This window comes from Aminobacterium thunnarium (assembly GCF_055390565.1).
In genome coordinates, this window is the sequence record NZ_AP042412.1 from 2,049,454 (window position 1) to 2,076,362 (window position 26,909).

24 protein-coding genes are annotated in these 26,909 nt (G+C 40.6%); 10 read left to right on the forward strand and 14 right to left on the reverse strand.

Annotated features, from left to right (window positions below):
• Window positions 1-4: 4 nt before the first annotated feature.
• The 3 genes from ACZ5GY_RS10065 to ACZ5GY_RS10075 all read right to left on the reverse strand — a co-directional run bounded on the left by ACZ5GY_RS10065 (window position 5) and on the right by ACZ5GY_RS10075 (window position 4,782).
• On the reverse strand, window positions 5-913 hold the full coding sequence (locus ACZ5GY_RS10065; protein WP_323402025.1) for a bifunctional enoyl-CoA hydratase/phosphate acetyltransferase: 909 nt from the start codon (window positions 911-913) through the stop codon (window positions 5-7).
• Window positions 903-2,006, reverse strand: a complete 1,104-nt coding sequence (gene buk, locus ACZ5GY_RS10070) for a butyrate kinase (protein ID WP_213692065.1) — start codon at window positions 2,004-2,006, stop codon at window positions 903-905. Before buk ends, ACZ5GY_RS10065 begins: the two co-directional genes overlap by 11 nt.
• A 73-nt stretch (window positions 2,007-2,079) precedes the next feature.
• Complete coding sequence (locus ACZ5GY_RS10075; protein WP_464111836.1) at window positions 2,080-4,782, reverse strand: ABC transporter substrate binding protein; 2,703 nt, start codon at window positions 4,780-4,782, stop codon at window positions 2,080-2,082.
• Between the two features lie 108 nt (window positions 4,783-4,890).
• Here ACZ5GY_RS10075 and ACZ5GY_RS10080 point away from each other — a divergent pair, with 108 nt between their 5' ends.
• Window positions 4,891-5,718: an aminotransferase class IV gene (locus ACZ5GY_RS10080; RefSeq protein WP_213692063.1), complete on the forward strand. Its 828-nt coding sequence runs from the start codon at window positions 4,891-4,893 to the stop codon at window positions 5,716-5,718.
• A gap of 74 nt (window positions 5,719-5,792) precedes the next feature.
• Here the strand turns inward: ACZ5GY_RS10080 and ACZ5GY_RS10085 are convergent, their stop codons facing one another.
• On the reverse strand, window positions 5,793-6,656 hold the full coding sequence (locus ACZ5GY_RS10085) for an EamA family transporter (protein ID WP_213695946.1): 864 nt from the start codon (window positions 6,654-6,656) through the stop codon (window positions 5,793-5,795).
• Window positions 6,657-6,844: 188 nt separating this feature from the next.
• On the opposite strand from ACZ5GY_RS10085, the gene ACZ5GY_RS10090 reads away from it, so the two are divergent.
• Window positions 6,845-8,221, forward strand: a complete 1,377-nt coding sequence (locus ACZ5GY_RS10090; protein WP_213699757.1) for a deoxyribodipyrimidine photo-lyase — start codon at window positions 6,845-6,847, stop codon at window positions 8,219-8,221.
• A gap of 52 nt (window positions 8,222-8,273) precedes the next feature.
• On the opposite strand, the gene ACZ5GY_RS10095 is transcribed toward ACZ5GY_RS10090, so the two are convergent.
• From ACZ5GY_RS10095 to rsmG, 7 genes are all read right to left on the reverse strand, one after another.
• Entirely contained in the window at window positions 8,274-8,843 is a 570-nt protein-coding gene (locus ACZ5GY_RS10095; RefSeq protein ID WP_213696080.1) for a biotin transporter BioY, read from the reverse strand.
• 111 nt (window positions 8,844-8,954) lie between these two features.
• Window positions 8,955-9,578 carry an IMPACT family protein gene (locus tag ACZ5GY_RS10100; protein WP_213699758.1) on the reverse strand — a complete coding sequence of 208 codons (624 nt, stop codon included), beginning with the start codon at window positions 9,576-9,578 and terminating at the stop codon, window positions 8,955-8,957.
• Window positions 9,568-10,062, reverse strand: coding sequence for an HIT family protein (locus tag ACZ5GY_RS10105; protein WP_213691851.1), 495 nt, complete (start codon window positions 10,060-10,062; stop codon window positions 9,568-9,570). The genes ACZ5GY_RS10100 and ACZ5GY_RS10105 overlap by 11 nt, the downstream gene beginning before the upstream one ends.
• A gap of 171 nt (window positions 10,063-10,233) precedes the next feature.
• Window positions 10,234-10,419 (reverse strand): hypothetical protein, encoded by a 186-nt coding sequence (locus tag ACZ5GY_RS10110; RefSeq protein WP_464111837.1) that lies wholly within the window; start codon window positions 10,417-10,419, stop codon window positions 10,234-10,236.
• Window positions 10,420-10,489: 70 nt separating this feature from the next.
• Complete coding sequence (locus tag ACZ5GY_RS10115; RefSeq protein WP_213696078.1) at window positions 10,490-11,380, reverse strand: ParB/RepB/Spo0J family partition protein; 891 nt, start codon at window positions 11,378-11,380, stop codon at window positions 10,490-10,492.
• Window positions 11,353-12,129, reverse strand: a complete 777-nt coding sequence (locus tag ACZ5GY_RS10120; RefSeq protein ID WP_307879670.1) for a ParA family protein — start codon at window positions 12,127-12,129, stop codon at window positions 11,353-11,355. Before ACZ5GY_RS10120 ends, ACZ5GY_RS10115 begins: the two co-directional genes overlap by 28 nt.
• Window positions 12,130-12,133: 4 nt before the next feature.
• Entirely contained in the window at window positions 12,134-12,823 is a 690-nt protein-coding gene (gene rsmG, locus ACZ5GY_RS10125; RefSeq protein WP_213696142.1) for a 16S rRNA (guanine(527)-N(7))-methyltransferase RsmG, read from the reverse strand.
• A gap of 91 nt (window positions 12,824-12,914) precedes the next feature.
• Between rsmG and ACZ5GY_RS10130 the strand changes: the two genes are divergently transcribed.
• The 8 genes from ACZ5GY_RS10130 (at window position 12,915) to ACZ5GY_RS10165 (ending at window position 24,378) form a co-directional block, all read left to right on the forward strand.
• Window positions 12,915-13,649, forward strand: a complete 735-nt coding sequence (locus ACZ5GY_RS10130) for a Rossmann-like domain-containing protein (RefSeq protein WP_213691854.1) — start codon at window positions 12,915-12,917, stop codon at window positions 13,647-13,649.
• Entirely contained in the window at window positions 13,628-14,431 is an 804-nt protein-coding gene (locus ACZ5GY_RS10135; protein WP_464111838.1) for a thermonuclease family protein, read from the forward strand. Before ACZ5GY_RS10130 ends, ACZ5GY_RS10135 begins: the two co-directional genes overlap by 22 nt.
• A gap of 284 nt (window positions 14,432-14,715) precedes the next feature.
• On the forward strand, window positions 14,716-18,369 hold the full coding sequence (locus tag ACZ5GY_RS10140) for a hypothetical protein (RefSeq protein ID WP_213690358.1): 3,654 nt from the start codon (window positions 14,716-14,718) through the stop codon (window positions 18,367-18,369).
• A 22-nt stretch (window positions 18,370-18,391) separates the two neighbouring features.
• Complete coding sequence (locus ACZ5GY_RS10145; RefSeq protein ID WP_213690357.1) at window positions 18,392-20,005, forward strand: PucR family transcriptional regulator; 1,614 nt, start codon at window positions 18,392-18,394, stop codon at window positions 20,003-20,005.
• Window positions 20,006-20,303: 298 nt separating this feature from the next.
• A complete protein-coding gene (locus ACZ5GY_RS10150) occupies window positions 20,304-21,035 on the forward strand; it encodes a DUF5058 family protein (protein ID WP_213690356.1) in 732 nt (243 codons plus the stop codon).
• Window positions 21,036-21,054: 19 nt separating this feature from the next.
• Window positions 21,055-21,741: a hypothetical protein gene (locus ACZ5GY_RS10155; RefSeq protein ID WP_213692049.1), complete on the forward strand. Its 687-nt coding sequence runs from the start codon at window positions 21,055-21,057 to the stop codon at window positions 21,739-21,741.
• 139 nt (window positions 21,742-21,880) lie between these two features.
• Entirely contained in the window at window positions 21,881-23,089 is a 1,209-nt protein-coding gene (locus ACZ5GY_RS10160) for a M20 metallopeptidase family protein (protein WP_321719724.1), read from the forward strand.
• Window positions 23,090-23,187: 98 nt separating this feature from the next.
• Entirely contained in the window at window positions 23,188-24,378 is a 1,191-nt protein-coding gene (locus ACZ5GY_RS10165; RefSeq protein ID WP_213695791.1) for a M20 metallopeptidase family protein, read from the forward strand.
• Window positions 24,379-24,451: 73 nt separating this feature from the next.
• Here ACZ5GY_RS10165 and ACZ5GY_RS10170 read toward each other — a convergent pair whose 3' ends face one another.
• Genes ACZ5GY_RS10170 through ACZ5GY_RS10180 form a run of 3 tightly spaced genes read right to left on the reverse strand, consistent with a single transcriptional unit; the run spans window position 24,452 to window position 26,875 of the window.
• A complete protein-coding gene (locus ACZ5GY_RS10170) occupies window positions 24,452-25,246 on the reverse strand; it encodes a metal ABC transporter permease (RefSeq protein ID WP_213690009.1) in 795 nt (264 codons plus the stop codon).
• On the reverse strand, window positions 25,239-26,036 hold the full coding sequence (locus tag ACZ5GY_RS10175) for a metal ABC transporter ATP-binding protein (RefSeq protein ID WP_213690010.1): 798 nt from the start codon (window positions 26,034-26,036) through the stop codon (window positions 25,239-25,241). The genes ACZ5GY_RS10170 and ACZ5GY_RS10175 overlap by 8 nt, the downstream gene beginning before the upstream one ends.
• Window positions 26,033-26,875 carry a metal ABC transporter solute-binding protein, Zn/Mn family gene (locus ACZ5GY_RS10180; RefSeq protein ID WP_213695140.1) on the reverse strand — a complete coding sequence of 281 codons (843 nt, stop codon included), beginning with the start codon at window positions 26,873-26,875 and terminating at the stop codon, window positions 26,033-26,035. The genes ACZ5GY_RS10175 and ACZ5GY_RS10180 overlap by 4 nt, the downstream gene beginning before the upstream one ends.
• Window positions 26,876-26,909 lie beyond the last annotated feature (34 nt).

Consider the following 26,909-nt stretch of genomic DNA (forward strand, 5'->3'; position numbering starts at 1 on the left):
ATATTTATTCCTTACTTGCAACGACAGCACCCAAAGCTATGGAGAGCAGTTTTGTTTCCATTGAATCAAAACGACTCGTCAAAACTATGGGTTTTTTCGCTCCAAGGATAACACCTGCCCCGCGTCCACCTGTCATATAGAGCAATACTTTTCCGATCATATTTCCTGCTTCAATTGAGGGAACAAGCAACATATCAGCTTTTCCTGCAACAGGAGAATCTATATTCTTTATTCGAGCGGCCTCATCGCTTACTGCGTTATCAAGAGCAAAGGGGCCATCAACAGTACAACCTTTGATTTGTCCACGTCGGTTCATTTGTGTCAAAGCCGCAGCATCTAGGGTGGCGGGCATATCGGGGTTTACAACCTCAACGGCTCCCAACGCAGCAATGAGAGGATTGCTCACACCAATCTTATGGTAACATTTTACAGCATTTTCAATAATACCAACCTTAGCATTTAGGTCAGGATACATATTCATTCCACCATCAGATATTCCTAAAATTCTGCGATCGAGAAGTGGTATTTCGAAGAGGAAAAGATGAGAAAGTAAAGAGCCTGCACGTAGCCCCCACTCTTTGTTCAAAACGGCATGAAGCAAAACAGCTGTCTTTACAAAACCCTTCATTAACAAATCAGCATCTTTCGATGAAACCATTTGCACCGCTTTTTCTGTAGCTGCGTAGTCATTCTTTTCATCTACAAAAGAAAGTCCCTTAAGGTCAAAACCATGCGCTTCCGCTTTTTTCTTAATTTGTTCAGAATCTCCAACAAGAATCCCATTAATTAATCCTCTCTTATGGGCTTCGCAAACTGCTCCAAGAACATCGTCCCCATAAGGGCAAGCTACAGCTAGATTCATGCGTCTTCCTGTTTGGCATAATTCAAGCAGAAAGTCGAGATTATGCATCATGTCTACCACCGCCTCCTGCAACCCTTTGTTCATAATTTTGAGCTTGCTCCTCGCCTCTTAACACACGAAGAGCCCCCTCAGCCAGCGCCTTCATTTCGTCTTCCCCTGGGTAAACAAGTACTGGCGCAATCCATTGTATTCTCGTCTGTAACAACGCGACAAAATCACTATCATAAGCGACTCCACCAGTAATAAGAATAGCGTCTACGTCTCCAGACATAGCAATTGCCTGAGCCGCAATTTCTTTAGAGAAATGATATGCCATTGCTTCGTAAACAAGCTTGGCTTCTTCATCTCCAGATTCAATTCGCTTTTTTACCTCTCGAACATCGCTGGTTCCAAGATATGCCTTCATTCCCCCATTACCAACTAACCTTCGAAGTAAGTCTTTTTCGCTGTATTTACCACTAAAACAAAGCCTGGCTAAATCTCCGGCAGGCAAGCCTCCAGCCCTTTCTGGTGAAAAGGGACCGAAATCATTTCCGCTGTTAAGATCGACCATTCGCCCCTGACAATGAGCACAAACAGTTGACCCACCTCCTATATGCGCAACTACAACATTTAACTTATTCCATTCTCGCCCAAGATCTTTAGCAGCACGACGAACTGTCGCCTTGATATTAAGGGCATGGGCTAGCGAAACTTTAGGAAGCTCAGGGAAACCCGTGATACGAGCGATATCGTTCATTTCGTCAACAGCGACAGGGTCGACAATAAAGGCAGGAATATGACGAGGTCGGGCAATGGCATCAGCGATGATGCCGCCAAGATTCGATGCGTGTTCCCAAGGTTTACCTACTCTTAGACGTTTCAATAATGTATCATCAACGGCAAAAGTCCCACCAGGAATAGGATCAACAAGACCTCCTCGCCCAACAACTGCACTAAGTTTATCAAAAGAAGAACCATGAGAAAAAGCCGCTCTTTCAATTGTGGCAAGGCGAAATTCAAATTGATCCGCTATGGCTTCAAAGTGTGCCAACTCGTCAGGATCATGCCGAACCGTTTCTCTCCACTGTTCCTCATCATCATGAAACCAGGCAACCTTCGTGCTTGTGGATCCAGGATTGATGGCTAACACTTGGAATACCATAAAACGACCTCCCTTGATTATAATTTTGCCTACTCTCACTATTGCTCTACTTTATATATTATTGAATATCTTTTTATATTTTATCCCAAAAAACTCCATTTGTTTCTTCAAAAATTGAAAGACATGCATCTACAACTCTACTATCAAACCATATATTCCGTTTTTTCTGTATTTCTTCCAAAGCTTCCTCAATGCCCAGTGCCGGTCGATAGGGACGAAAAGAAGACATGGCTTCTACAACATCTGCTACACAGATTATTCTGGCTTCAATAGAAATCTCATCGCCTTTCAACCTACGGGGATACCCAGTTCCATCTATATGTTCATGATGTTGCCTCACTATATCAGCAATGGGCCATGGAAAATCAATAGCAGAAAGGATATTTGTCCCCAAATTTACGTGATTTTGAATAATGGTAAATTCTGCCTCGTTAAGACGTCCAGGTTTGCTCAAAATTGAGGAGGGGATAGGGATTTTACCTATATCATGAACAAGGGCTGCGTAATAAACAGCTGTTATTTGCTCTTCTGTAAGATTCATTTTTTCGGCAATCCTTCTTGCAAGCAAGGCAACTTTTTGCTGATGATCTGCTGTGTAGGGATCCTTTATTTCAAGTAATCGGCTCATTAAGTGGAATGTCTCTTCAAATGTTTTCGATAGTAGCTGTATATTTTTTTTAAGCACCTTTTCTGTTTCATTGCGTAAAAAAGCAGAACTCAACAAATGAGAATAAATTCCTAAAAGCCCCTCAATAATATGTTCATTTTCATTATTCCGCACAAAAACGCTACAGATACAACCAGCAGTGATCCCTTCTTTTAAAAGAGGAAAAAGAACCATCGTTTCATTCTTACGAGGCAATAGAATTGCATTCTTCTCTGAGGTGTTCCAAGTAAAGGGACTATCATCCAAAGAAAAGAAAGGCTGAGACTTCAATGTTCGCCGCAAAGGTTCCGTCTCATCAAAAGAGAGTGTAAAAAAGCTATCTTTTTCTTTCTCTCTCTCGTGCCTGACATATGCTCTTCCGTCTTCATATTCGCTTCCGCTAAAGAGAAATATAGCCATATATCGGGCATTTAAAAAAAGTCTCAATTCATGAAGAGATGTATAAATAACATTTTCGACCTCTTGTCCTTTAACAAGTTGAGCTGAAAAGGAGGAAATGATTTCTTCGGACTTTAAGTGCTTACGGATAATATTTTCATTTTCTTTACGAGAGGAAATATCAGTGTAGATACCGTAACTACCACGATATACCCCGTTTATCATTAAGGGAAAACCTGAAATTGATACTGGGATAACATTTCCATCTTTACATACTCTTGATGTTTCATTTTCCGATATAACGCCCCCCAATGTCGTTATGCGTGTAAGATTTTGGGCGTGTTGTTGTAATGTCCCTCCTTTTGTCAAAAGGAAGTCAATTTCTTTACCTTTAACTTCATCTCGACCATAGCCAAACATTCGAAGGAAGGCACGATTAGCCCGCAGAATCTCACCTTTAGCATTTGTAAGGATTGTTCCGTGAGGTGAGTTTTCAAAAAGTTTTTCTAAATGCTCTGTCTCTTTTCGTAATTCTGATATTTCTTTTTTAAGCAACTTATCATTAAAATAAAGAGCTGGAACCAGCATTGCAAGAATAATTATTATGGCAATATTTATACCTATGATTCGCCTATACCGATAAAAAAAAGTTTCTGGTTCACCAAGCAGAATTGTCTTTCTTGGCAAACTACGAATAGAAATATTTTGTTGCCGAAGTTCCGAATAATTAGCCATAAAGACAGGGATATCCTCCCCTATTGGAATAGATGCCGGTGCCTTACCTTTAAGTATTTCTATGGCAAGCTCCGCTGCTTGCTTCCCGTGATGTTCTGCTCGCAAGACACTCCCACCAATGGCTCCATTTCCAACCATCATTTCCCACACGGAAAAGATCGGGAAAGAAGTCTCTTTTTGTATAAAAGCAATCGTTTCATCGGTGGGGAAAAAATGTCCTTCACCATCTTGAAAGTATATTAATAGGAAAATAATTGTTTGAGGCGGAAGTTTTTGAAGCTCCGTGGCTAAACTTTCGTGAGGCAATCCAATTAAATCAATTTCATTAATTTTATCTTTAAAAAATCTCATTTCTTCTCGTAGCTGATTTATAACCCACATTCCTGTTGATGATAAATCGCAAATAACAGCAACATTTTCTGTAGAGGGGAACATTTTTAAGGCAAGATTCATCGTCCCCTTGATATCCAATTTTTCTATAACTCCAGTTGTAAGACTATCTATTTCCACTGGCAGAGAATCTCTGCTGTTCACCCCGCAAAATACAACAGGGACATGAGGGAAAATTCGCCGCCCAGCATGACGCATAAAAGTGTAGGCATCATCATCGCTACAAATCACAACATCTGGAGTTCTCTTTTGGTACTTTAAACGAAGAGTGTTTTCCAGAAAGAATGTATACCGCTTAGGACTAGATCTTTTGGCATCAAGATACTCAATGAAAACTCTAGTGTTTATGTCACTTTGAAGAAAAGTATTTAATACTCCTCTGCTTATTCCATCGCTCCACGGGAAACCTTTATGATAAGAATGAAGAAGAAGAACTAAGCGTTCTTGAGCATAGGCTCCTGTAGGAAGGTAAAATAATACCCCTAAGATAAGCGAAATAAAAAGGACTCTGCCTATCTTTATCCTAAAATATGCAGCTCTATTGCTTGTTTTTTTGCCGCCTTCGAAGAAAAAAAGCAGGGCCCCTTCCCCCTTTTGCTTGCACATATATATTAATAATACCATTTCTCATGGCTTTCAAAAAAGAGATGCAACATACAATCTTCCACGTTATAATGGCAAACGGCGTCAGAGATCGAAAGAGGTGACAATTGTATGAATCTTTGTTATATCGACGGGAAATTTTTACCCCTCAATGAAGCTCAACTTCCTGTAACTGATTTAATTATCCAGCGAGGCGTTGGAGTATTCGAGACAATATGCACTCACTCAAGAAAGCCACTCATGTTGACTCCTCATCTTAAACGTCTTGAAGGATCGGCTGTTTCTTCGTCTATAGTCATGCCCCTTACCCTAGAGAACATTGCTCGCATTATTCGTGAAGGAATTCAAAAAATGGGATGCGAAACAATGATTCGTCCCTATATTACTGGTGGAGACTCCTTCGGTGAAAACCATCTTTTCAATGAACCAAGATTTTTTGTAGTTTTTGAAGCTGTACAAAAGCCTAATCCAGATATCTATAAAAAAGGAGTCATGCTCCACCCCATAAATGCAGAGCGGTACCTTCCAAGCACAAAGAGCATAAATTATATGCTTTCTTTCACTGGGCAAAAGAATGTCAAAGGAGCTTATGAAATTTTGTATTGTCCAGAAGGAGAAATCGTAGAAGGAGCCCACAGCACCTTCTTTCTCGTAAAAAATGGGCATCTTATTACGGCGCCAACAAGTCGGGCTCTCTCTGGTACAACACGGCAAATTATACTTGAACTTGCCAAGAGAGAGAGTATTCCAGTTGAAGAACGATGCCCTCTCTTATCAGAATTAAAAGATGCAGAAGAAGCCTTTATCACGGGAACAGTAAAAGAAGTTGTACCCGTTGTTAAAATAGGCGATCAAATAGTGGGTAATGGAACACCAGGAAAATTAACCCAGCATCTACACCATATTTATCTTTTAAATATTGATGAATGGCTCGAATAAAAAGTTTCTAAAGAGATGAAGTGTTAAAGATTTCAACACTTCATCTCTTGTTAAATTTTTAAAAATACAATTTTTTATGCTATGCACAAAAACCAGGCACCTACAAACATAAAAATAACCCCTTTTATACGATAACGGATGTCTTCTCCCAAAAGAATCGAAGATAAAATAACTGTAACAACCATGCTTAACATAGAAAGAGGTTCCGCTATACTTACCTCTATAGATTTAAACGAAACAAGAAGGCATAAATAAGCATACGCATTAATAAACCCGCTTATCAGAGATACCCAAGGACGATCTTTAAAAAGAATAAATACTTCTTTCGCTGTTCCTTTCAAAAACATAAAAAACCCCAAATAGATCGCTATAAATAAATAGAGGAAAAATGAATAAAGAACTGGCGAAGCAGAAGTCGAATTTCCCTTATCTATAACTCGTCCCACAGCAACAAGAAGAGAAGAGATCATCATCATTTGACACGGTCGATCAATTAGCAACGCCTTTACAGAAGAATAGATATTCTTCTGTTTATTGAGAAAGGTCGCGCCGTAAAGCAGAACAAGAAACCCAACCACCTTAGAAACAGACAACGTTTCTGAAAGAAAAATTATGGAAAGAAAAAGCAAGAAGAGGATATTAAAGTTAGAAAGAGGTGCTACAAGGGATGCTTCACCTTCTGCCAAAGATTTGATATATAGAAGGAATGCAAAAGCATAAATTAGACTGCTTGTCGCTACATATTTTAAAAAGAGCCAATCAATATTTCCTTTTAGAATGATTGCTATGGCGAAGGGAAAGAGAAATAATGCCGCTAAACCAACAAACAACATCAAGGCAGCGCTAGGATTTGCTCCAGTACCTAATTTTTTAACAACAATTCTTTCAAAACCCAACATAATAATTCGACCAATGAGTGCTATATAAGCCAGGATCATCGAACAATACGCCACCCTTCATGTCATAATTAATGCAACAGTTATTTCCCGGGAAATAACGTATGTATATAAATGTTTATAAAAGTAGTTAATATAATCTTATCATCAATACGAATTAGTGCTACTCATTTTGTCGTATTTAATAAAAAATAAACATTTTTTAAACTTTAAGACAAAGGGGTAAAACAATGAGAAATAAAAGAATTCGTTTGATTCAAGAAGGAGTGGACGGAGAAGGGCCAGTTATTTATTGGATGAACAGAGATCAACGAGCAGATGACAATTGGGCACTCTTATTAAGTCAGGATTTTGCGATTCGCCACAAAAGAAAGTTTTTTGTTGTCTTTTGCTTTACACCTATTTACTTACAAGCTTCTTATCGGGCATATCATTTTATGCTCAGTAATTTTAAAGAAGTAGAGAGTAAACTTTCACTTTTGAATATCCCCTTTATATTATTAGAAGGAGAAGCTTCTAGTGCTCTACCCCAATTTATTCATAAAAGTAAGGCATCTACACTTTTTACTGATTTTAATCCCCTCCGTATTAAAAAAGAATGGCTTGATCAATTAAAAAGAAACATAAATATTCCAATATATGAAGTCGATGCCCATAATATCGTTCCATGTTGGGAAGCATCGCCAAAAAAAGAATATTCAGCACACACTTTTCGCCCTAAAATTTTAAAAAAAATCGCAGATTTTTTAATTTCCTTCCCTCCTTTAAAATTTCATCCCTTCAACGAAGACAGTATTTCCAGTAAGATTAGTCCAGAGGCTCTACTTAGAAAATATAAATACTTAAAACAAGAAATTCCAAAGTTTTTGCAAAAACCAGGATATGTATCTGGAATGGAACAACTCCAAAGATTTATTCACACTAAATTACATCTCTACAATGAGTATCGAAATGATCCAACAAAAGATTGTCTTTCAGGTCTTTCCCCCTTTTTACATTTTGGACAAATTTCATCGCAACGTGTTGCTCTTACTATAAATGAATATGCTAAAAACAATAACAAAGTGAAAGCTCAATCTGATATTTTCTTAGAAGAACTCATTATCAGGAAGGAGCTCGCTGATAATTTTTGTTTTTATACCCCTGATTATGATTCCCTTAACGGGCTCCCTGATTGGGGACAAAAAACACTTAACGAACACAGAGAAGATAAAAGAGAGTTTCTTTACTCCTTAGAAAACCTTGAAAAAAGCAACACCCATGATCCGCTATGGAACGCATGTCAAAAAGATATGATTTTTTATGGGAAATTACACGGTTGGTTGCGCATGTACTGGGCAAAAAAAATATTAGAGTGGTCTAGGTCACCAGAAGAAGCACTTAAAAATGCTATATACCTCAATGACGCCTATGAAATCGATGGACGAGACCCCAATGGATATACTGGAATTGCATGGAGTATAGGAGGTCTTCACGATCGTCCTTGGCCTGAGCGAAAGGTTTTTGGAAAAGTGCGTTATATGAACTATAAAGGGGCAGAGAGAAAGTTTCACGTGAAACAATACATCGATGAAATCATTGCAACAGCAATAAATGATCAACATTAGTCAATGTCTTCGTTCTCTTTTTAGGTGCCCCTTTTATTTATAAAAACTATATTTACGAAATATTTCTAGGAACCATGTTTGATTTCTTAAGGAGAGGCAAAATTTTCCACGCAAGAGCTGATGCTCCTATTCCTTTTATTACATCTGAAATAATGAAAGGGAACACTCCTATTTGCAAAACCTTTAACCAACCTACATTTTTACCTGCTATAAAATTCAAATTCAAATAAAGACCCAATGTCCCCACTGTATAAATGAGAATAAGGCCTATTAAGGGCGCAACTCCATATCTCACAAAAAAAGGCATTCTCTCGTTATGCGAAATAGATCCAATACAATAGGCCGCGAAAATAAAACCAATTAAATAGCCAAAAGTTGGAGAGATAAATACTTGTATTCCTCCTCCCGATGTGAAAACGGGCAAACCTATAAGTCCAAGCATCACATAAAGAAATTGTGATAAAAATCCATATTTGGGGCCCAAAACAAATCCAGAAAGGAAGACGAAGAAAACATGTAATGTCATGGGAACAAAGGGGAAAGGAATACGTATTTGAGCTCCTACTGCCGTTAAAACTGCAAAGAGAGACGTTAAAGCCATTGATCGTATCGAAAATCTCACAAACAGCACCTCCTATTGTCAACTCCAATATTATATAGGTTGACAATAGGAGGTGTAAAGAGCTACTTTTTAAATATAAAAAGAGAACGAAGAAGTTGACCTAACTTGACCTTAATTATCTTCCCACTTCCATTCTTCAATAAGAGATTGTCCTTGAAGATCACATAGATACGATTCTAAGGCCTTTTCCATAGATAAGGGAACACAACAGTTAAAAGTTACAACTTCCTTAAAAGAAGGGATGAATGTTTCTTCTCTCAACCCCATATTTTTAAGTTGATAGAGTAATGAACTATAAAAAGAATAGGGAACTACAATAATACAATTCTTCTCAAGATATGCCTTTTTACGTCCGGCCCCTTCTAGGCATAAAGACGCTGCTTCTCCATATGCTTCTATAAGTCCTCTTACTCCAAGTTTTATCCCACCGAAATACCTTGTCACCACAAGAGTTACATTTGTTAGCCCAGAATGGAGTATGGCACCCAATATTGGTTTACCGGCTGTTCCCGAAGGTTCGCCATCATCGGAATAATATTCAAGCACTGGCTCGACACCTAATCTATATGCCCAACAATTATGAGTCGCTTGTTTATGTTCCTGTGAAGTTTTTAAAATATATTCTTTGGCTTCTTCTTCGTTTTTCGTAAGGGCAGCATGAGAAATAAAAAGAGAACGCTTTATCTTTATTTCATATACTGCCTTTTTTGCAGGCTCCCAAAACTCATCTCTCATCGCTCAAAGGCCATGCCTTTTTGATTTTCTTATATGTCTCTTCAAGACTCTCTGCTATAACCCTTGTATCACCTAAAACTGGCATAAAATTTGTATCTCCATTCCATCGAGGAACAATATGCAAATGAAGATGTCCATCGAATCCAGCTCCGCCAACTTTACCAAGATTAACACCTAGATTAAACCCTTGGGGATTCATAACTTTCTTTAGAACTTTTAAACAATGCCCCGCCAAATGATGCATTTCTAAAAGCTCTTCGTCTGATAAGCTTTCATACAGAGCAGTATGACGATAGGGAGCAACCATAAGGTGACCTGGGTTGTAAGGGAAAGCGTTGCAAATAACAAAACAACATTTTCCCCTATAAATAATCAGATTCTTTTCATCTTCATTCATTTTAGGGAAGTCACAAAAGATGCATGATTCCTGTTTGCTCGAATTTGCTATATATGCCATTCTCCAGGGTGCAAATATACTTTCCAAAACGAATACACCTCCAAAATTGATACTTATGATGTTTCACGTGAAACATCATAATATAATTTTAGTCTTTATTGAAAGGCTAAAAGAACATATCTTCCGCATCGTCATTAATTTATAATGAATTTTTATAGTTATGTCATGCATGCCGTAGGGAGGTATATGTGAAGTGGTCTACTTTTTGTTGCGTTTATCATTTTTCGTTTTTTGCCAAATTTGCCGCAAGTTCAACCAACCTTGCCACAGCCCTATTGCAGCACCTAATGTTGCACACAACATTATTGTTGCATCCGGATATCCCATAGAGGCAAGCTTTTTGCCTATCAGATACCCTAATACAATATAACCTGATATGAGCAAAGCTGTAGCTATAACCTTGCCAAAGAGAATAAGATCCGATTGCCCCTTACGAATTTTAATCCCCTCCTATTTATTTCCCGGGAAATAAAATATCTGCTGATTCTTCTATAAGTTTTGCTAACATCTCTATTTGTGAAATTGTTAAACCCTCTATAGATAACCTTTTCTTTATACCTGCACCTGAAATTTTCATATTAACACCATGCTTTTGGGTTACTAATTGCACCGACTGAGGATAATCTTCTTGAGGACGATGCTTTACTGGAGTAATTTTTTCTTGGCTATCCGTTTTTAATTTCTTCACCATTTCTTCTAATTTGCGAACTGATATCCCGTCTCGAACAACTCTTTGAGCTAATGCCAACATCTGGTTTTCAGTCTCTAACCCTAAAAGAGTACGACCGTGACCTTCTGATATTTCTCCTCTATCTATCATATTTCGGAGTTCTTCAGGAAGCTGCAATAACCTCAACTTATTCGTAAGAAGTGTACGACTCCAACCAATTCGCTGTGCTAAATCTTCTTGGGTTAAAGAAAAAGAATCTAAAAGCTCTTTAATAGCCCGAGCAACTTCAACTGGCGAAAGATCTTCCCTTTGTATATTTTCTATGAGAGAAATTTCTTGAACATCCTTCTCTGTGCCCTCAAAGAAAAAGACTGGAACTTCCTGTAGTCCAGCTATTTGAGCAGCTCTCCAACGACGCTCTCCTGCAACAATTTGATAACTATTTTCAAGCTTACGTACAACAAGAGGTTGTATGATGCCATGCATACGAATTGAATCAGCGAGTGCCTCTAGTTTTTCTTTATCCCAAGATTTTCGCGGTTGATTTTCGTTAGGTTCAAGAAGAGATAGAGGAAGTGTTGTTATATCATGTGTACCTTTTTCTACATTATCTCTAGCCCCTGGAATTAAAGCTCCAAGCCCTCGTCCTAACGCTTTGTTTTTAGATGCAGCCATCGTGTCGCAACCTCCCTGGAAAATAATGTATAAGACTGAGCCCCCGTACTGGCTGGTTCGTAGTATGTTATTGGTTTGGCGTAACTTGGTGCCTCTGATAGCTTTACGTTACGAGGGATAACAGTAGAAAAAACAATCTCCCCAAATTGCCTTCGTACCTCTTCTACCACATCGTGGGCAAGACGTGTTCGAGAATCAAACATTGTAAGAAGAACCCCATCAATAGATAAGTCAGGGTTGAGGCAGTCACGAACAAGTCCTATTGTTCTAGCAAGCTGACCAACGCCTTCTAAAGCATAATATTCACACTGAATAGGCACTATCAACTTTTGCGCAGCAACAAGAGCATTAATTGTCAACAAACCTAAAGAAGGGGGGCAATCGATAATAGCTACATCATAGTGATCAAGCTTAGCCATATGTCTTCGTAAACACGTTTCACGGCTAATAATAGATGCAAGTTCCACTTCTGCTCCTGCCAGGTCAATTGTAGCTGGAAGAAGCGAAACGCCCTCCCACGGAGTAGCAACAAGGGCCTCTTGGATAGATGCTCCGCCAAGAAGGACATCGTATAAGCTTACATTGACAGCGTCAGCTTCAATGCCCAAACCACTGCTACAATTACCTTGAGGATCCATATCAACAGCCAAAACAGAATATCCCAATCGTCCTAATTCTGCAGCAAGATTTATGCATGTAGTTGTCTTGCCAACGCCACCTTTTTGGTTCGTTACAGCTATAGAAAGCACAATGTCACCTCCACCAAAATTTCCTTTCTGCCATTCCAGTTTTTCTTGGGAATTCCTTTGAACATGGCTGTTTCTTTTGCCATATTAAAAGGAAATGTTCTTTTCCATTAAGAGAATAAGGGAAGACAGAGGGGGCAGAAAGACCTAAACGTTTTTCCTTTCCGTTAAGAGGTTCTATTTCTTCTTTATACAACGGTCCCTTAAACGCAAGAACCTTTCCTCCCAAGGAGACAAAAGGAGAGAGGTATTCTAATAATACACCTGTTCCTGTAACCGCTCTCGCACCTGCTAGAGAAAAATGCTCTCTCCGTTCTAGAGCATATTCTTCAGCTCTACTGCATACAATACGAACATTTTCCAGCTTTAAAAGAGCGGTTAACTCCTCCAAAGCTTTGCACTTTTTTCGCACGCTATCCAGAAGAGTTATAGTCAAGTCGGGTCTGCAAATTGCCCAGACAACACCGGGAAGTCCGCCTCCAGTACCAACATCTATAATATTTCCTTCAGGAGGAAGTAGTGGAACAGAATAAAGACAATCTACGATATGTTCCGACCAAAGGGTCTCGGGATCTTGCGGACCAGTTAAACGGACCCGTCCAGAAAAAGAGACAAGTCCCTCAATATATTTTAAAAGCATTGGGCGATTTCTTTCTGCTATTTCAGCAACTAGATTTTCATTACAATACAAGTCCACAAAACCTTCCTCCTCATTATCTGAACACACAGTATAATTATTATAGAATAGCATATATACTGCAGACTGATTTAGAAATGGAGGCAAGAGAGTGCGCTTTTTTGAAAAACTCATAGCTCAAGCATTAAAAGAAAAAGATTCTTCAATAGAAGGTATTGTGCTTGGTTGGCATGCAAGCGTTGTTCGACTTAGAGATGGGCGAGTGGGAATAGGAACGGTTCCTCCTGGAGATAAGATTCCTCTCGACACTAGAGAAGAGCATACGCGTCATTTACTTTCTTCATCTGCCCACGGTCTTGTTTCTCTATTTGCCTCACCTTATCCACAAGAATTTGCAGTTGCTTCTGCAATTGTTTCTGCTCTTGTACCAGCTTCTAAATGCTCTCTTCCCCTTGATTCAATTGCAGGAATTCCAGAAAATGACTCTGTCGCCGTCATTGGTTACGATAAAATCCTTATTCCTCATCTCAGAGATTGGGGATGGAATATGTCTATTCTTGATAATCAACGTGAGGCTCCCGATATTTTTCCCGAACATGCCGCTTCTGAAAAATTACCTTCATGTCAATGGTGTTGGTTAACGGCCGAAGCCTTCAGAAATAGGTGGTTTACATTTATTCAACCGTATATCAGTCACATGAAAGGCATATTTTTACAAGGGCCTGGCCTTCCCTGTTTACCATCCTTATTTCGAGAAGCAGGCATTACACATCTTATTCTACCTACAATATCCCCAACTGAAGAAATGAACGTGACACAGTATATATCTGCAGGCGGGCACCCGATGCTTTGTCGAGACATTTCATGGAATGTATATTTCCTATGAACCTTAAAAAAATTACTACGTTATGCATTGCTTTTCTTATTTTTTTCTCTTCCGATTTATGTGCACAAACATGCTCCTCTTTGATTCCTGTCGTAGTGACGCAAGTTATTGATGGAGATACTATTGTCGTTCAAATGCCTGACGGAAAGTCTGAACGAGTACGTTATCTTCTTATTGATACGCCTGAAATACATCACCCTCGGCGAAAAAAAGAAGAACTTGGAGAATTAGCATTTCGACGAAACAGAGAACTTCTAGTTTCAGGAGAGGCATATCTTGAATTCGATATTGAAAAAAGAGATCGTTACAACCGCCTCCTTGCCTACATCTGGAGCAAAAATAAACAAGGATTTTTACTTATTAATGCGGAGCTTATACGCAATGGACTGGCACTTCCACTTGTTATAGCTCCTAATGAAAAATATATTCATACCATTCAGAAAGCTTGTTCAGAAGCAAAGAAAACACAGGTAGGATTGTGGAAAAAAGCTTCACGACGATTATTCACACCAGAAGAGATCTGGACCTTTTTGCCCTTCATAAGAGGACATTTTATTCTTGTTGCCGCTACTATTAAAGATATTTCAACAACACAATCCAGAACGCTCTTTAAGGATGGAACTTTTTCCCTTATTATCTATAGAAACAATATGGATAGGTTTCGCCATTTTTCTTTACGCGAAGGAAATCAGATTCTTATTATGGGGAAAATATACAGTAGCTATAAAGGAAGTGAAATCATTTTAAGTGATCCTTCTCAGATAATTTTAATTAAACCTTAAAAACTTCCTAGTGGCATGAAAAAAACTCTCCACAAGAGAATAAGTTGTCCACATTCCCCATAAAATCCAACAAAACCCTTGACAAATCCACTACTTTTCCACTAACTTATCCACTTATCCACACCAATATAAGAACACTTTACACCCTATATGTGGGTAATTCTTAACTGAAAAATTAGAATTATCAGTATCGTATTGCATACGTACTCTGGCCGATGACAAATTCTGTATAAAAGGGTATTGTAAACATTGACTTCAGCTTGATAAAAATTTGAGGTGTATTTATGAAGAAACAATATAGGCTTTTACTTGCCTTAATGACAATATTCACCGTAGGTGTTGTCTTTATATATGTGTTCAGCCAGATTAATTTTGGCACAAAAACTTTTCGTTCTGCTATAAAGGAGTTTTCTGAATCTCAATCTCTTTACTCTTTATCAATAGGAGCAATTGAAGGGAATCCCCTTTCTGGATTCACTATACATGATGCTGAACTCTCCACGCGAGAAAATCCTGTTGGAAAGGTTACGCTTATTTTTGTTAGACCGTCTCTTTTTTCTCTTTTGACGAAAAATCCTACGATACGCTCTCTTCACTTTGAATCGTTTTTCTTTTCAGCAGATAATATTATCCCATTGAGCGTTGCTTCAAAGGAGGAAAAGAATTTTTCTCTTCCTAGTACTCTTCATATAAGTATGGAAGATGGAGTTATAGAAAAATCCGATTTAGGTAATATTGCCATAGAAAAAGGACGCTTTCTTCTGAAAGATGGAGATTTTGACGTTAAAGCTCGTGGCAATATTAATGCGCTTTCAGTACAAGTAGAAGCATCTGGGAAAGCAGAGGAGAGTAGCGTTCTCATTCAGAATCTTACTGCAAAAAGCCAGAAAAGCCGCATCGTTCTTTCTGGGCGTATAATTCCTGAAATTATTCTTAGCGGCAATATTGAATCTTTATATATGGCGGACCTTCAAAAAGCATCTGCTGCCCTGTCAAAAGAAGAAAACGTAATAGCTACAGGACAAGCCTCATCCAGCTTAATGATTCATGGACAATGGCCTGATCTTGTAGTAGAGGGAAATCTTTCAATTGATAATGCTAATCTTGATGGTTTTCTCCTTTCTAAAACAAAAAGTCTCTGGACTTGGAATGGAACAACTCTCAGTTTTACTGATATAAAGGGACACATATTCGAATCTCCAGTTAGCGGCTCTATTAGTATGACACGAAACCAAGGCGTGCACTTTGATCTTTTGGGTGAAAATCTTCATACTTCAAAGTGGTACGAAGTTTTTCCATGGTTAGATTTCGTTCAGGGAAATGTTGAAAAAATGCATGTAAATCTGGTAATAACAGGCCAAACAGAGAAAGGATCCGTCAGTTTCTCTTCTCCATCCGCCATTGTCTCAAGCTTTCCCCTTGAAAACATTCATGGAGAAGTTGTAATTCACCCCGACAACACTCTATCTTTGCAAACTCAAGGAGAATGGCACAAAACCCCTGTTGATGGGCAAGGAACAATCTCCCTTCAAGAAGAAACACTATTAGATCTTTCCTTTTCTACTAATCGGCTAAATTTAAAACGTATTAGTGAAATTTCTAAAACATCTGATTCTCTACGTTTAGAGGGAGACGCTTCGGGAATGATATCCATAAAAGGCCCTGCGTCTTCTCTTTCCATCGCTGGACAATTTCGTTCTGACCGTATTCGTTTTAATGGATCATTGCTTAACAATATTTCTTTAGACTTCGAACAACAAGGGAATCTGACAAAAATTTCATCTTTCAATGCCCTTTTAGGGAAATCTTCCATATCTGGACAGGGAACTCTTTCTAATCTTTTCACGGAAGAAGAGATTCTCATTGACCTCAAGGGGGAAGGGAAGGGTCTTGAAATTTCTTCTCTGGAAGAGAGCATGCCCTCTATAAAAACATTAAAGGCGCAAGGTCCTTTGTCACTTACGTGGGCATATTTCGGCCCACTTTCAAAGCCGCAGCTTACCTTCAGTGCTGAAACAACAAAAGCGACTCTTTTTGAAAATATTTCTCTTGAAAATATCTTTTTATCAGGTCAGTATGAAAAAGGGAATTTGAAGATAGAAAAAATGGAAGGAGGAGCACTCGGCGGCCTCGTCTCGTTAGCTGGAGATATCTCTCTCGAAAAGAGTGTTCCTACTATGCAAATGGTCGGAGAGCTTCGTAAAATCAACCTTGCAAATGTATCGAGAGAACTTTCTCATTGGCCTTCTTTTGAAGGCAATATCTCTAGTACATTCAAAATATCAGGAAATCTCGCTACTCCTTTGTTAGCAGCATCTCTTGAGGGAGAAGATATTTCAGTTATGGGCGTTATGTTTAAACACTTCAGCATGGAAACAGAGAGCACAACGGAAGGGATATTGATTAAAAAAGCAGAGGCAGCTCTTGATGATTCAATTTTAACAGCTGCTGGAAATATTTCTTATGAAAATGGAATCATGCTTAATATCAACGTTCCTCCAACTAATATACAAACGCTTATAGCACCTTGGTATCCAGAAACAGCGGTGGGCGGCACGATAGCTGGAGAAATTTCAATTTCAGGGCCTTTTACTAAACCTTCAATTAATGCTAAAGCCTCTATGCCGGTTGTCCATGTTGGGGATTTTTCCTTCAACGATGTCGTTTTCTCTATCCTTCCAGAAGAAAAAGGCCTTCTTACCTTTTCTCTTGCCGGGATTCATAAGAAATGTCCGGTTTCTCTTAATGGAACAATTACTCCTGATCCCAGTGGATGGCACATTTTACTATCTACAACAGATGATGGTTTACCCCTAGAAAAATTAACAGCAAACGGCAACAATGAAACATACTTTTCAGGAGCGTTACACGTGTCTCTAGACAGCATGATAACCAAGGAAGGAATGACCGGAGAAGGTATCATTACATCACCTGAGGTAAAATTATATGGGTTCTCTCTCTCTCAGCTTAGCTTGCCTTTTGAAATAACACAGCAAGGGTTGATTGCCATTGCGAAAGGAAGCGCGAATGCATATGACAGCGAAGGAGAGATCTCGGGTTCCTTTGATCCTCATAAATTTCGCTGGGAAAGCACTATGAACTTTGAAGGGATGAATCTTGAGAAGGCCTCGGCTGATTGGTTAACAGCTCCAGGAAAAGTTTCAGGAATAGGAACATTGAATCTTAAAGTGTCTGGGACTCTCGGTCAGTTAAAATTAGTATTCGGCAATGGTTCTCTCTATGCTACAGAGGGAGCTCTTTCCGGGTTCCCCCTGGTGAAGAAGATCAGCACATCCGATGAAATTCGTTATCGATCTATTCTCGCCAATTTTAACGTAGATGGAAAAAGTTTTTATCTTCTTCCGGGAAGCCGTGCCGCTGCCTATCCAGACGACACCATATACAGATATTTTACAGCCAGTGGTACTGTAGGAATAGGAGATAAAAGTATCTCTCTAAAATGTTTGGGAGATATAAATTTAAAAGCATTAAATACATTTTTAGGAGCAATCCGCGGACTCATCAGCGTCGGAGATAATATTACAGATCCGCTCTTACTCCAAAAATTTCTTTCCGGACTGGTTGGGGGATATTCAGTACGCGATTTTCGAGAGACAAGCTTTACACTTGCAGGCACATGGAACGATATGAAAATGTACGATTTGAAAGTTTCACAACCAATACAATCAACTCCTATTCCTTTTGACAGTACTTTTTCTGATGAGAAAGAAAAGGAAAAAGTTGATGACATAAAAATAAAGTTATCCTTCCCTACGGGAGAGGGAAAAGATAACTCTTTAAGCCCTGGAGAACAGGTGAAAAAACAACTTATGGAAAACCTGCTTAAGCAAATCATAAAACCCGGAGAGAGCGGAGACGATTCCACAACTCCCTCTGAAGGAGATTCGCAAGATAGCACTACTGACACGCAACAATAATTCAGAGGGGGCAACAATTGTTATGGGAATTACAGTCCGCCAAATGCTTCGCATTCCAGAATTGAATAGAATGAAAGTCGTCGCCGGAGAAAGTGGATTAGATACAAACTATGTCACAACAGTAACTGTACTTGACGCTCCAGACATACAACGATGGGTACATGGTGGAGAATTTGTTATTACATCTGGATATATCTTAAAAGATGATCCTGATTCTTTGGTGCGAATTATAGAATACCTCAGTCAGGGTGGAATGGCAGCTATTGGCATTAAATTAGAGCGGTTTTTAAAAACACTCCCTCCCAACGTTAAAGAAGCGGCCGATCGTCTTCACTTCCCAGTTGTTGATATTCCTATTGATTATGCTTTTAGCGATATTATCAATCCTGTTCTTTCGCGAGTAGTCAATGCGCAAGCACAAGAACTCCGCTTTTCGGAAAAAGTAAGTCAATCTTTTTTTGAACTTATTATGAACGGAGAAGAAGTCGAGCCTATCCTCAATAACTTACGCAATTTTATTCACGTAGACATTGCCTTTATTGATACATTTTTTGGGCAAAGCTATTTTTGTGCTCAATCTGATGCTTTTGTAGAAATTATCAAAGAGACCAATCTCCCTCAACTTATTAGAGAAATTCCCAACCGTCCTGTAGCTATCGGGGATAAAATTTACGGCTACCTTTTTTTTGATGTTGATGCCCAAGATATCCAAAAAAGCTGGGGGATCTCTCTTTCTCATGCCATATCAGCCCTTCTCATATCTACACAAAAAAAACTAGCAAAAAGCGAAGCAGAGAAACGCTATAGAGATGAGTTTGTTCAAGATATTTTGTTAAAAAATGTTCGCTTTGAAAAAGAAGTCTGGAACCGAGCCCAACTCTTCAATTGGGATTTACGCGGCCCTCAAACTGTCGTAGTTGTTGATATAGATAACTATAAACATCAGTTTGAAATGGCAAAACAAATCGATGAAGCTGTAGCAAATCTCGAAGAAATAAAAAAACGAATTTACTACATTGCTACATCAATGATAAAAATGAAATTTTCTAATATCCCGTATGCAGAGATGAGCGACTCCATTGCCTTCATACTACCATCGCCGTTTACAGAGTATGAATCTTTCAAAAAAAAGCTATACTCTACCATTTCTTTAATGCAACAAGAAGTTGCTAAAAAAACAAAATTCTCTGTTACAGTGGGTGTTGGCAGCATAAAAGACAGCATCTTCAGTTGTTATCAAAGCTACGATGAAGCTCGAAAAGCTCTCGAAATGATACGCAAAACGTGTGGAACCGGACATGTAATCTTTTGGAAGGATTTAGGCGTCTACAAGCTTCTTGGCAATCTTTACAACACAAAAGATGCTGTAAATTTTTATTATGACTATATTGGGAAACTTATTGAGCACGATAAAAATAAAAAAACGCAACTTGTCGGAACCTTAGAAAGCATAGTTCGTTGCAATTGGCAATTAAAAGCTGCCGCCGAAGAACTGTCTATACATTACAACACTTTAAAATATAGATTCAGAAAAATTTGCGAGCTTATGGAATTTGATGTCTATGACAGTGAACAACGATTAAATGTTGCGCTCTCATTAAAATTGTACCTCATGGACAAATATCTTGACAAATAATAGTATTTTAGTTTCTCCTGTTCTAAAATACTCTTTTTATTGTATCTATAAGACATATTATTATCATTTTTATTGTACGCCAGAAACGATGAATCCCCCTCTTTTACAAGATAGAATCACTTCGTGAAAATCAAAACTAAATTAATTTTTCATCATTAGGCTTTATGTAACGAATTTATTTAATCATAATCTAATCGAAGGCACACTAAGGAGGTGACAACTCAGACTCACAACTATTGAGCGTGTAATAGTGTTTTAATCGCTATGAAACTGTTCATACTTCAATGGAGGTGTTATTATGCCGGAAGCAGTACTTCAAGCAGCGAATGGCTGGGGTGTGTGGGCTATTGCCATCGCAATCGTAGTTATAGTTCTTATTCAGTCTCTTCTGTATATCCGCCTTTCTTTTAAAACTGCAGACCAGATCGGTTTCCCAAGAGAAAAATGTGTTCAGGGTCTTCGTGCTGGTGCCATTTCAGCTATTGGTCCTTCTATTGCCGTTTTTATCGTTATGGTTGGTATGATGTCCGTTGTCGGTGGACCTATCACATGGCTCCGCCTTTCCATTATCGGTGCTGCTCCCACAGAGCTCACCGCTGCAACAGTTGGAGCTGAGGCTCTCGGTGTCAAATTCGGTTCTGCAGATTACGATATGATGGCATTGGCTACCTCTTGGTGGACCATGACCATTAATGGAACAGGCTGGCTTCTTGTTACAGCCCTGTTTACACACAAGCTCGAAGATCTTCGAGAAAAAATCGGCGGTGGAGATGCCAAATGGCTTGCCATCGTTTCTGGTGGAGCCATGCTCGGTTGCTTCGGATTCCTCAATTCCAGAAATATCATGGCTGGATTCAAGGGCCTTCAGGCTGGTACTGCTGGCGGCGGCGGCCCTCTTTATGCAGCCATCGGCGGTCTTCTCGGTATGGTCTTGATGTTGACCCTTGCCAAGAAACTGACCTGGCTTAGAGAATATACCCTCGGAATAGCCATGCTTATCGGAATGGCCGTAGCCGTCATTCTTGTTTAGTTGAAGGAGGGATCTCATTATGGTATCTCACGACGAATTTGAAAATATATGGAAAAAACCAGTTATAAAAATAGGCGTTGTCACTGTATTGATTCCTATGCTTATGTGCTTCTTACCCAACCTGTACCTCTATATGAAGTTTGGCGTTTTTCCTCCTATCTCTGTAGCATTGAAGTCATGGGGCATGATTGCAGCTATCTTCGGCGCTTTTTATGTTGTTGAACCTGTTTCATACTATCCTGTTCTCGGTCTGACAGGAACATATATTTCCTTCTTGAGCGGAAATATCGGCAACCTTCGTTTGCCTTGTTCCGCAGTAGCTCAGGAAGTTGTTGGAGTAGAAGCCGGAACTCCTGAAGCTGAAATTATTTCTACTCTCGGTGTATCAGGTTCTGTTGTTACCAACCTTTTCTTCACAACATTGGCAGCTGTCGCTGGAGCAGCTCTTTTGGCTATTTTCCCCGAACCTATCGCTATCGCCTTTAAACAGTACACTGTAGCCGCTATCTTCGGTGCTGTTTTTGGACAGTTCACCCTGAAATATCCCAAATTGGCAGTCGCTGGTTTTGCTATTCCTCTGCTTCTTTACACTGTAGCCCCTGCCGTAGGTTTAACATACCTCACAAAGACCTGGGTTGTTATCGTTGCTTCCGTTTTTGGAACGATAGCAGTAGGCCGTCTTCTCTACAAGAAGGGCCTGCTTTAGGAATTAAACATCAACCGCAGCGCCGCATCCTTGAAGGATGCAGCGCTGCGATTCTTTCGTTGCCTTTTGTTTGTTACGGTACGTATCATGAGTGTGTGATGCGTCACAATTTACCAACGTATAAAGGGGGTTTTCCCTTATGGAAACCATGAAAGAACAAGCACTCGCGTTGCAGGAACAGATCGTAGCCTGGAGACGGGATCTGCACCAGATGCCAGAGACACAGATGGATACAGTGCAGACCGAGGCCTATATTTGTGCCCGTCTTGACGAAATGGGTATTCCCTATCGCAAGGGTGTAGCCGGTCACGGCGTTGTCGCCGTACTTGAAGGAGCAAAACCTGGCAAGGTTTTTGCCGTCAGAGCCGATTGCGACGGTCTCCCCATTAAAGAAGAGACAGATCTTCCCTTTGCCTCCAAGAATGGTTGCATGCACGCCTGTGGACATGATGTCCACACAGCCATGGCCCTTGGCACAGCCAAGATCCTGGCTGACAATAAAGACAAGCTTGAAGGAACAGTCAAGTTCATCTTCCAGCCTGGCGAAGAGGGATGCAAGGAAGGATACGGCGGAGCCAAACGTATGCTCGACGACGGCGCTCTCGACAATCCACGTCCCGACGTTATCGTCGGCCTTCACACTGGAGCCATCTGGAAAGAAGACTTCAAACCTGGAGATATCGGCTATCATTACAGCGGCATCATGGCCTGCATGGATCGCTTTGAGCTCCTCGTGAAGGGGAAGGGCAGCCACGGCGCCTATCCTCACGGATCCATAGATCCTGTCAGCATTGCCTGCCAGATTATCAGCGAACTTCAGACCATTGTCAGCCGTGAGATGAATCCTGTAGAGCCCGCAGTTATCTCCATCGGTGAGATTCATGCAGGAACAGCCTTCAACGTTATCCCCGGCGAGTGCCGTATCAGCGGAACGGTTCGCGCTCTCACCAACGATACCCGTAAATTCCTGGCAACACGTATCGAAGAGATCGCCCGTACAGTCGCTCAGGGCATGCGTGGAGACATCGAGTTCCACTACGGCTGGGAAGGACCAGCTCCAGTCGTCAACAATGCCGAGGTCACAGAGGAGCTTCGCAAGGTGGCCGTAGCCATTCTTGGCGAAGAGCATGTGAAGGAAATCAAGAATCCCTCCATGGGCGGAGAAGATATCGCCTTCTTCCTTGAAGAGGTTCCCGGAACCTTCTTCTTCCACCCCAGCTGCAACGAGGAGAAGGGACAGACCTATCCTCACCACAACTCTCGTTTCGCCGTTGACGAAGACGTATTGTGGATTGGTTCGGCTGTAATGTCCACCATGGCTATGGAGTGGCTGAAGAACCATAAATAAAAAGTGATTACAGGCAGGCTTTACACAGCCTGCCTCTTTTTTATCCGAACTATACTGTATTCTACATTGAAAACTTTGGGAAAGGAGAATACTGTATCATGACAAACATCCAAGACGAAGCGAAAGCAATTTTGTCTGAGATCATAGAGTGGAGGCGCCATATTCATGCCAATCCGGAACTTGGTCTCGAGACCCCCGAGACGGAGGCCTACATTGTACAGGCTCTTGAGGGGATGGGATTTCCTTCCACGTCTATTCGGAAGGGAATCGGAGGGCATGGAGTAGCCGCCCTTCTCGAGGGAGACGAGCCTGGTCCTGTTCTGGCTATTCGAGCCGATTGTGACGCTCTGCCCATCAAGGAAGAGACGGGACTTCCCTTTGCAGCCACCAACGGTTGCATGCACGCCTGTGCTCACGATGTCCATACGGCCATGGCATTGGGGGCGGCACAGCTGCTTATGAAACACCGTCACGAACTGAAGGGAAGCGTGAAGTTCATCTTCCAGCCGGCGGAGGAAAATGTTGTGGGAGCGAAGGCCATGATCGATGATGGCGTGCTTGAGAATCCTAAAGTGGATGCCCTGATCGGTCTTCATTCGGGACTCCTCTGGAAGGGATATGCGGCAGGGGAGATCGGGTATTCACACGGTGGCATGATGGCTTCTGCCGACCGCTTCCTTATTACCCTAAAAGGGAAGGGTGGGCACGGTGCCACACCTCATCTTACAGCAGACCCCATCGTTATGGCTGGGCATCTTATCTGCCGTCTTCAGACGATTCTGAGCCGCGAGGTCAACCCTGTAGACCCAGGTGTTCTTACCATAGGGCGTGTAACTGGCGGATCCGCCTATAACATTATTCCTGGCGAATGCGTTCTTGAGGGAACAGTTCGAGTTCTTGACGTGGAGACGCGGAAGATGATGGAGGAACGTATCCGTGAGCTGGCAGAATCTACGGCCGCCAGCATGCGGGGCGAAGCTGTAGTGGAATATATTCCTGGACCGCCACCTGTCATTAACGACAGTGCCATGACCGATAAACTTCTTGCCACAGTGGCAGAAGTGCTCGGCGAGGAAAAAGCCAAGGAGATTCCCGAACCATCAATGGGAGCCGAGGATGTTGCTTATTTCCTCGAACGTGTTCCTGGAACCTTCTTCTTCCATGCCGGAAGCAATCCTGAAAAGGGACAGACCTATCCTCACCACAATTCGAAGTTTGATATCGATGAAGATACGTTGTGGATAGGGTCAGCTCTTTTTGCACATTTCGCTTTGAACTGGCAGAAATAAGAACCAATAAAAATAGCATAAAGATTTCGCCATAATAAGGATCAAGAGTCTCCATAAAAAGAGACTCTTGATCCTATTTTTTTAACAAAAGAGAAAGGGCATATCCTATAGCGGAAACGAGAATAATTGTAGCTCCCGCAGTTACATTTAAAAGAGCAGAAAGCCACAACCCAACAAATGAAAAAAATAAACTTAAAAGGAAAGCCCTGCCCATCATAGAATAGAGAGAATGACTCCAACGTTCTGCTATAGAAGGGGGAATAGTAAGAAGAGCAATGACAAGAATAAGCCCAACAACTCGAATTAGAAGAACGACAGTCATTGAGATTAAGATAATAACAACATAATGCAAAAAAGCGACAGGAACCCCTCTTGTCTTTGCGAAATCAGGATCATATGCAAAAGCTAATAATTCTTTATGATACAGAAAGCCCAAGGCGAATGAGAGAAGAATGACTCCGAGCATGGCAAAGAGGTCACCTTTTGAGACAGTAAGGATACTCCCAAAAAGATAACTCATTAAATCTGCACCGTATCCAGGTGTTAAATCTATACATATTACACCTATAGCCATTCCTACAGCCCAAAGAACTCCTATTATAGAGTCGGCTCGTTCTGGTTTTTGCCATGTTATCCACGCAATAAGAAGTGACAGCACAAGAGAAAACACCATCGTACCAAAAATAGGAGATACCCCTAAGAAAAAAGCAAGGCCAACACCGCCATATGCTCCGTGGGCTATTCCTCCGGCAACAATAACATGCTTTCTCACTACAACGAGACTCCCCATCATGCCGCATAGAATACTGGCTAAAAAGGCAGCCAAAAAAGCGTTTTGCATAAATTCATACTGCAAAAGATTAATCATGATGGGAATGTAACTCCTTCTTTAAATGATCGTGACGGGCTAAAACTCTATGAGGCAAACCGTGAGCAATAAGCTCAACTGGACACGTTCCTCCATACTCCATCTGTAACATTTCTTCTGTGATTTCTGCCGAATTATGATAGTAGACATCCCCACATACGCATGCGACAGCGGTAGCTCCATTTGCAATAACGGATAAATCATGACTTACAAGCAAAATCGTAATGCTCCCGGCAAGAGAAGCGAGTTCTTCATAGAGAACTCCTCTGGTCTCAGGATCAATACTGGCAAAAGGTTCATCCATGAGAAGAATTTCTGGACGAGAGGCCAGCGCCCTTGCAATCAACACCCTCTGGCGTTGCCCTTGAGAGAGTTCACCCATAAGATCGTCACGCCTTTCAGCTAAACCTATACGTTCAAGGGCCTCCATGGTAATTTTCTTATCTTCCTCACTAAATGTAGTCTTCTTTCCACACCCAAGGCGTCCCATTAAAGCAACATCAAAAACAGTCACGGGGAAGTCTCTATTGCGACCTGCATCTTGAGGGACATAGCCAACTGATGCAGAAGCTTGATCAGGGCTTTTTCCCAACACAGCAATCTTTCCAGAAAGAGGCTTTTCGAGTCCCAGAATAAGCTTTAATAATGTCGTTTTTCCTCCGCCATTAGGACCTATCATGACTAAGAATTCACCTTTAGGGACCTCGAAACAAACTCTATCGAGCACTTTTGTTCCATTTTCGTAGGCAAATGACACATTTTCAAACAATATTGACTGGATCTCGCTCATTTCAGACTTTCTCCTATGGCCTGAGCCGTTTCAAGCATATTTTTCTCCCAATCCTCAGCGAGGGGGTCAATAACACGAATAATTGCTTTTGTCTCCCGAGCCAAATTTTCTGCCATCTTCTTGGAATACTGCGGAGAGACAAAAATAGTATTAATTTGTTTCTCTCTCATTAAGGTAATAAGAGATACTAAATCTGAAGCTTTAGGCTCCTTACCTTCGACTTCCATCGACAACTGATTCAAATCATACTCGCGAGCGAAGTAACTCCATGAAGGGTGAACAACAATAAAATCCCTTTTCATCGTATGGCTCAACAAGCTGCGTATAGTTGAATCCACGTCATCAACTTTGCGACAAAATTGGATGTAATTTTTTTTATATTCATCTGCATGTTGAGAATCAACTTCAATGAAAGCATCACGGATAGCACGTCCCTGTATTTTTACTAGGGAAGGGGCGAGCCAAATATGCGGGTCATGAAGGTCTCCTGGCATTTGATCTATCTCTTTATAAGTATCAATAATACGAAGAGACGGATTTAAAGAAAGAGCTTTTGCCAAAAGTCTCTTTTCAAAGGGAAGATCAATCGCAAAATAAAGATGGCTTTGGGCAAAAGAAGCCATTTGTCCGGGCTTCGGCTCATACGTATGAGGGTCATCTCCAGGATGAATCATAATGTGCACATTAACACGATCTCCACCGATTTCCCTAATGAAATAAGCCTGTGGAGGAATAGAGACAAAAGCATTTATATTATCCATCCCATACAAAACAGGTGTTCCCACCAAAGAAAAAAAGAAACAAACAACTATAGATACAATGCCAATTTTTAAAGGCACAGGTACCACCTCGTCAGATACGTAAAATTTATTA

Excerpts from the sequence above, each read along its gene's own strand:
- ACZ5GY_RS10065 (WP_323402025.1), bottom strand. The coding sequence starts at position 913 with ATGATGCATAATCTCGACTTTCTGCTTGAATTATGCCAAACAGGAAGA.
- ACZ5GY_RS10075 (WP_464111836.1), bottom strand. The coding sequence starts at position 4,782 with ATGTGCAAGCAAAAGGGGGAAGGGGCCCTGCTTTTTTTCTTCGAAGGC.
- ACZ5GY_RS10155 (WP_213692049.1), top strand. The coding sequence starts at position 21,055 with ATGGTATCTCACGACGAATTTGAAAATATATGGAAAAAACCAGTTATA.
- ACZ5GY_RS10150 (WP_213690356.1), top strand. The coding sequence starts at position 20,304 with ATGCCGGAAGCAGTACTTCAAGCAGCGAATGGCTGGGGTGTGTGGGCT.
- ACZ5GY_RS10080 (WP_213692063.1), top strand. The coding sequence starts at position 4,891 with ATGAATCTTTGTTATATCGACGGGAAATTTTTACCCCTCAATGAAGCT.
- ACZ5GY_RS10115 (WP_213696078.1), bottom strand. The coding sequence starts at position 11,380 with ATGGCTGCATCTAAAAACAAAGCGTTAGGACGAGGGCTTGGAGCTTTA.
- buk (WP_213692065.1), bottom strand. The coding sequence starts at position 2,006 with ATGGTATTCCAAGTGTTAGCCATCAATCCTGGATCCACAAGCACGAAG.
- ACZ5GY_RS10090 (WP_213699757.1), top strand. The coding sequence starts at position 6,845 with ATGAGAAATAAAAGAATTCGTTTGATTCAAGAAGGAGTGGACGGAGAA.
- ACZ5GY_RS10135 (WP_464111838.1), top strand. The coding sequence starts at position 13,628 with ATGGAATGTATATTTCCTATGAACCTTAAAAAAATTACTACGTTATGC.
- ACZ5GY_RS10140 (WP_213690358.1), top strand. The coding sequence starts at position 14,716 with ATGAAGAAACAATATAGGCTTTTACTTGCCTTAATGACAATATTCACC.
- ACZ5GY_RS10165 (WP_213695791.1), top strand. The coding sequence starts at position 23,188 with ATGACAAACATCCAAGACGAAGCGAAAGCAATTTTGTCTGAGATCATA.
- ACZ5GY_RS10085 (WP_213695946.1), bottom strand. The coding sequence starts at position 6,656 with ATGATCCTGGCTTATATAGCACTCATTGGTCGAATTATTATGTTGGGT.
- ACZ5GY_RS10100 (WP_213699758.1), bottom strand. The coding sequence starts at position 9,578 with ATGAGAGATGAGTTTTGGGAGCCTGCAAAAAAGGCAGTATATGAAATA.
- ACZ5GY_RS10145 (WP_213690357.1), top strand. The coding sequence starts at position 18,392 with ATGGGAATTACAGTCCGCCAAATGCTTCGCATTCCAGAATTGAATAGA.
- ACZ5GY_RS10160 (WP_321719724.1), top strand. The coding sequence starts at position 21,881 with ATGGAAACCATGAAAGAACAAGCACTCGCGTTGCAGGAACAGATCGTA.
- ACZ5GY_RS10175 (WP_213690010.1), bottom strand. The coding sequence starts at position 26,036 with ATGAGCGAGATCCAGTCAATATTGTTTGAAAATGTGTCATTTGCCTAC.
- ACZ5GY_RS10170 (WP_213690009.1), bottom strand. The coding sequence starts at position 25,246 with ATGATTAATCTTTTGCAGTATGAATTTATGCAAAACGCTTTTTTGGCT.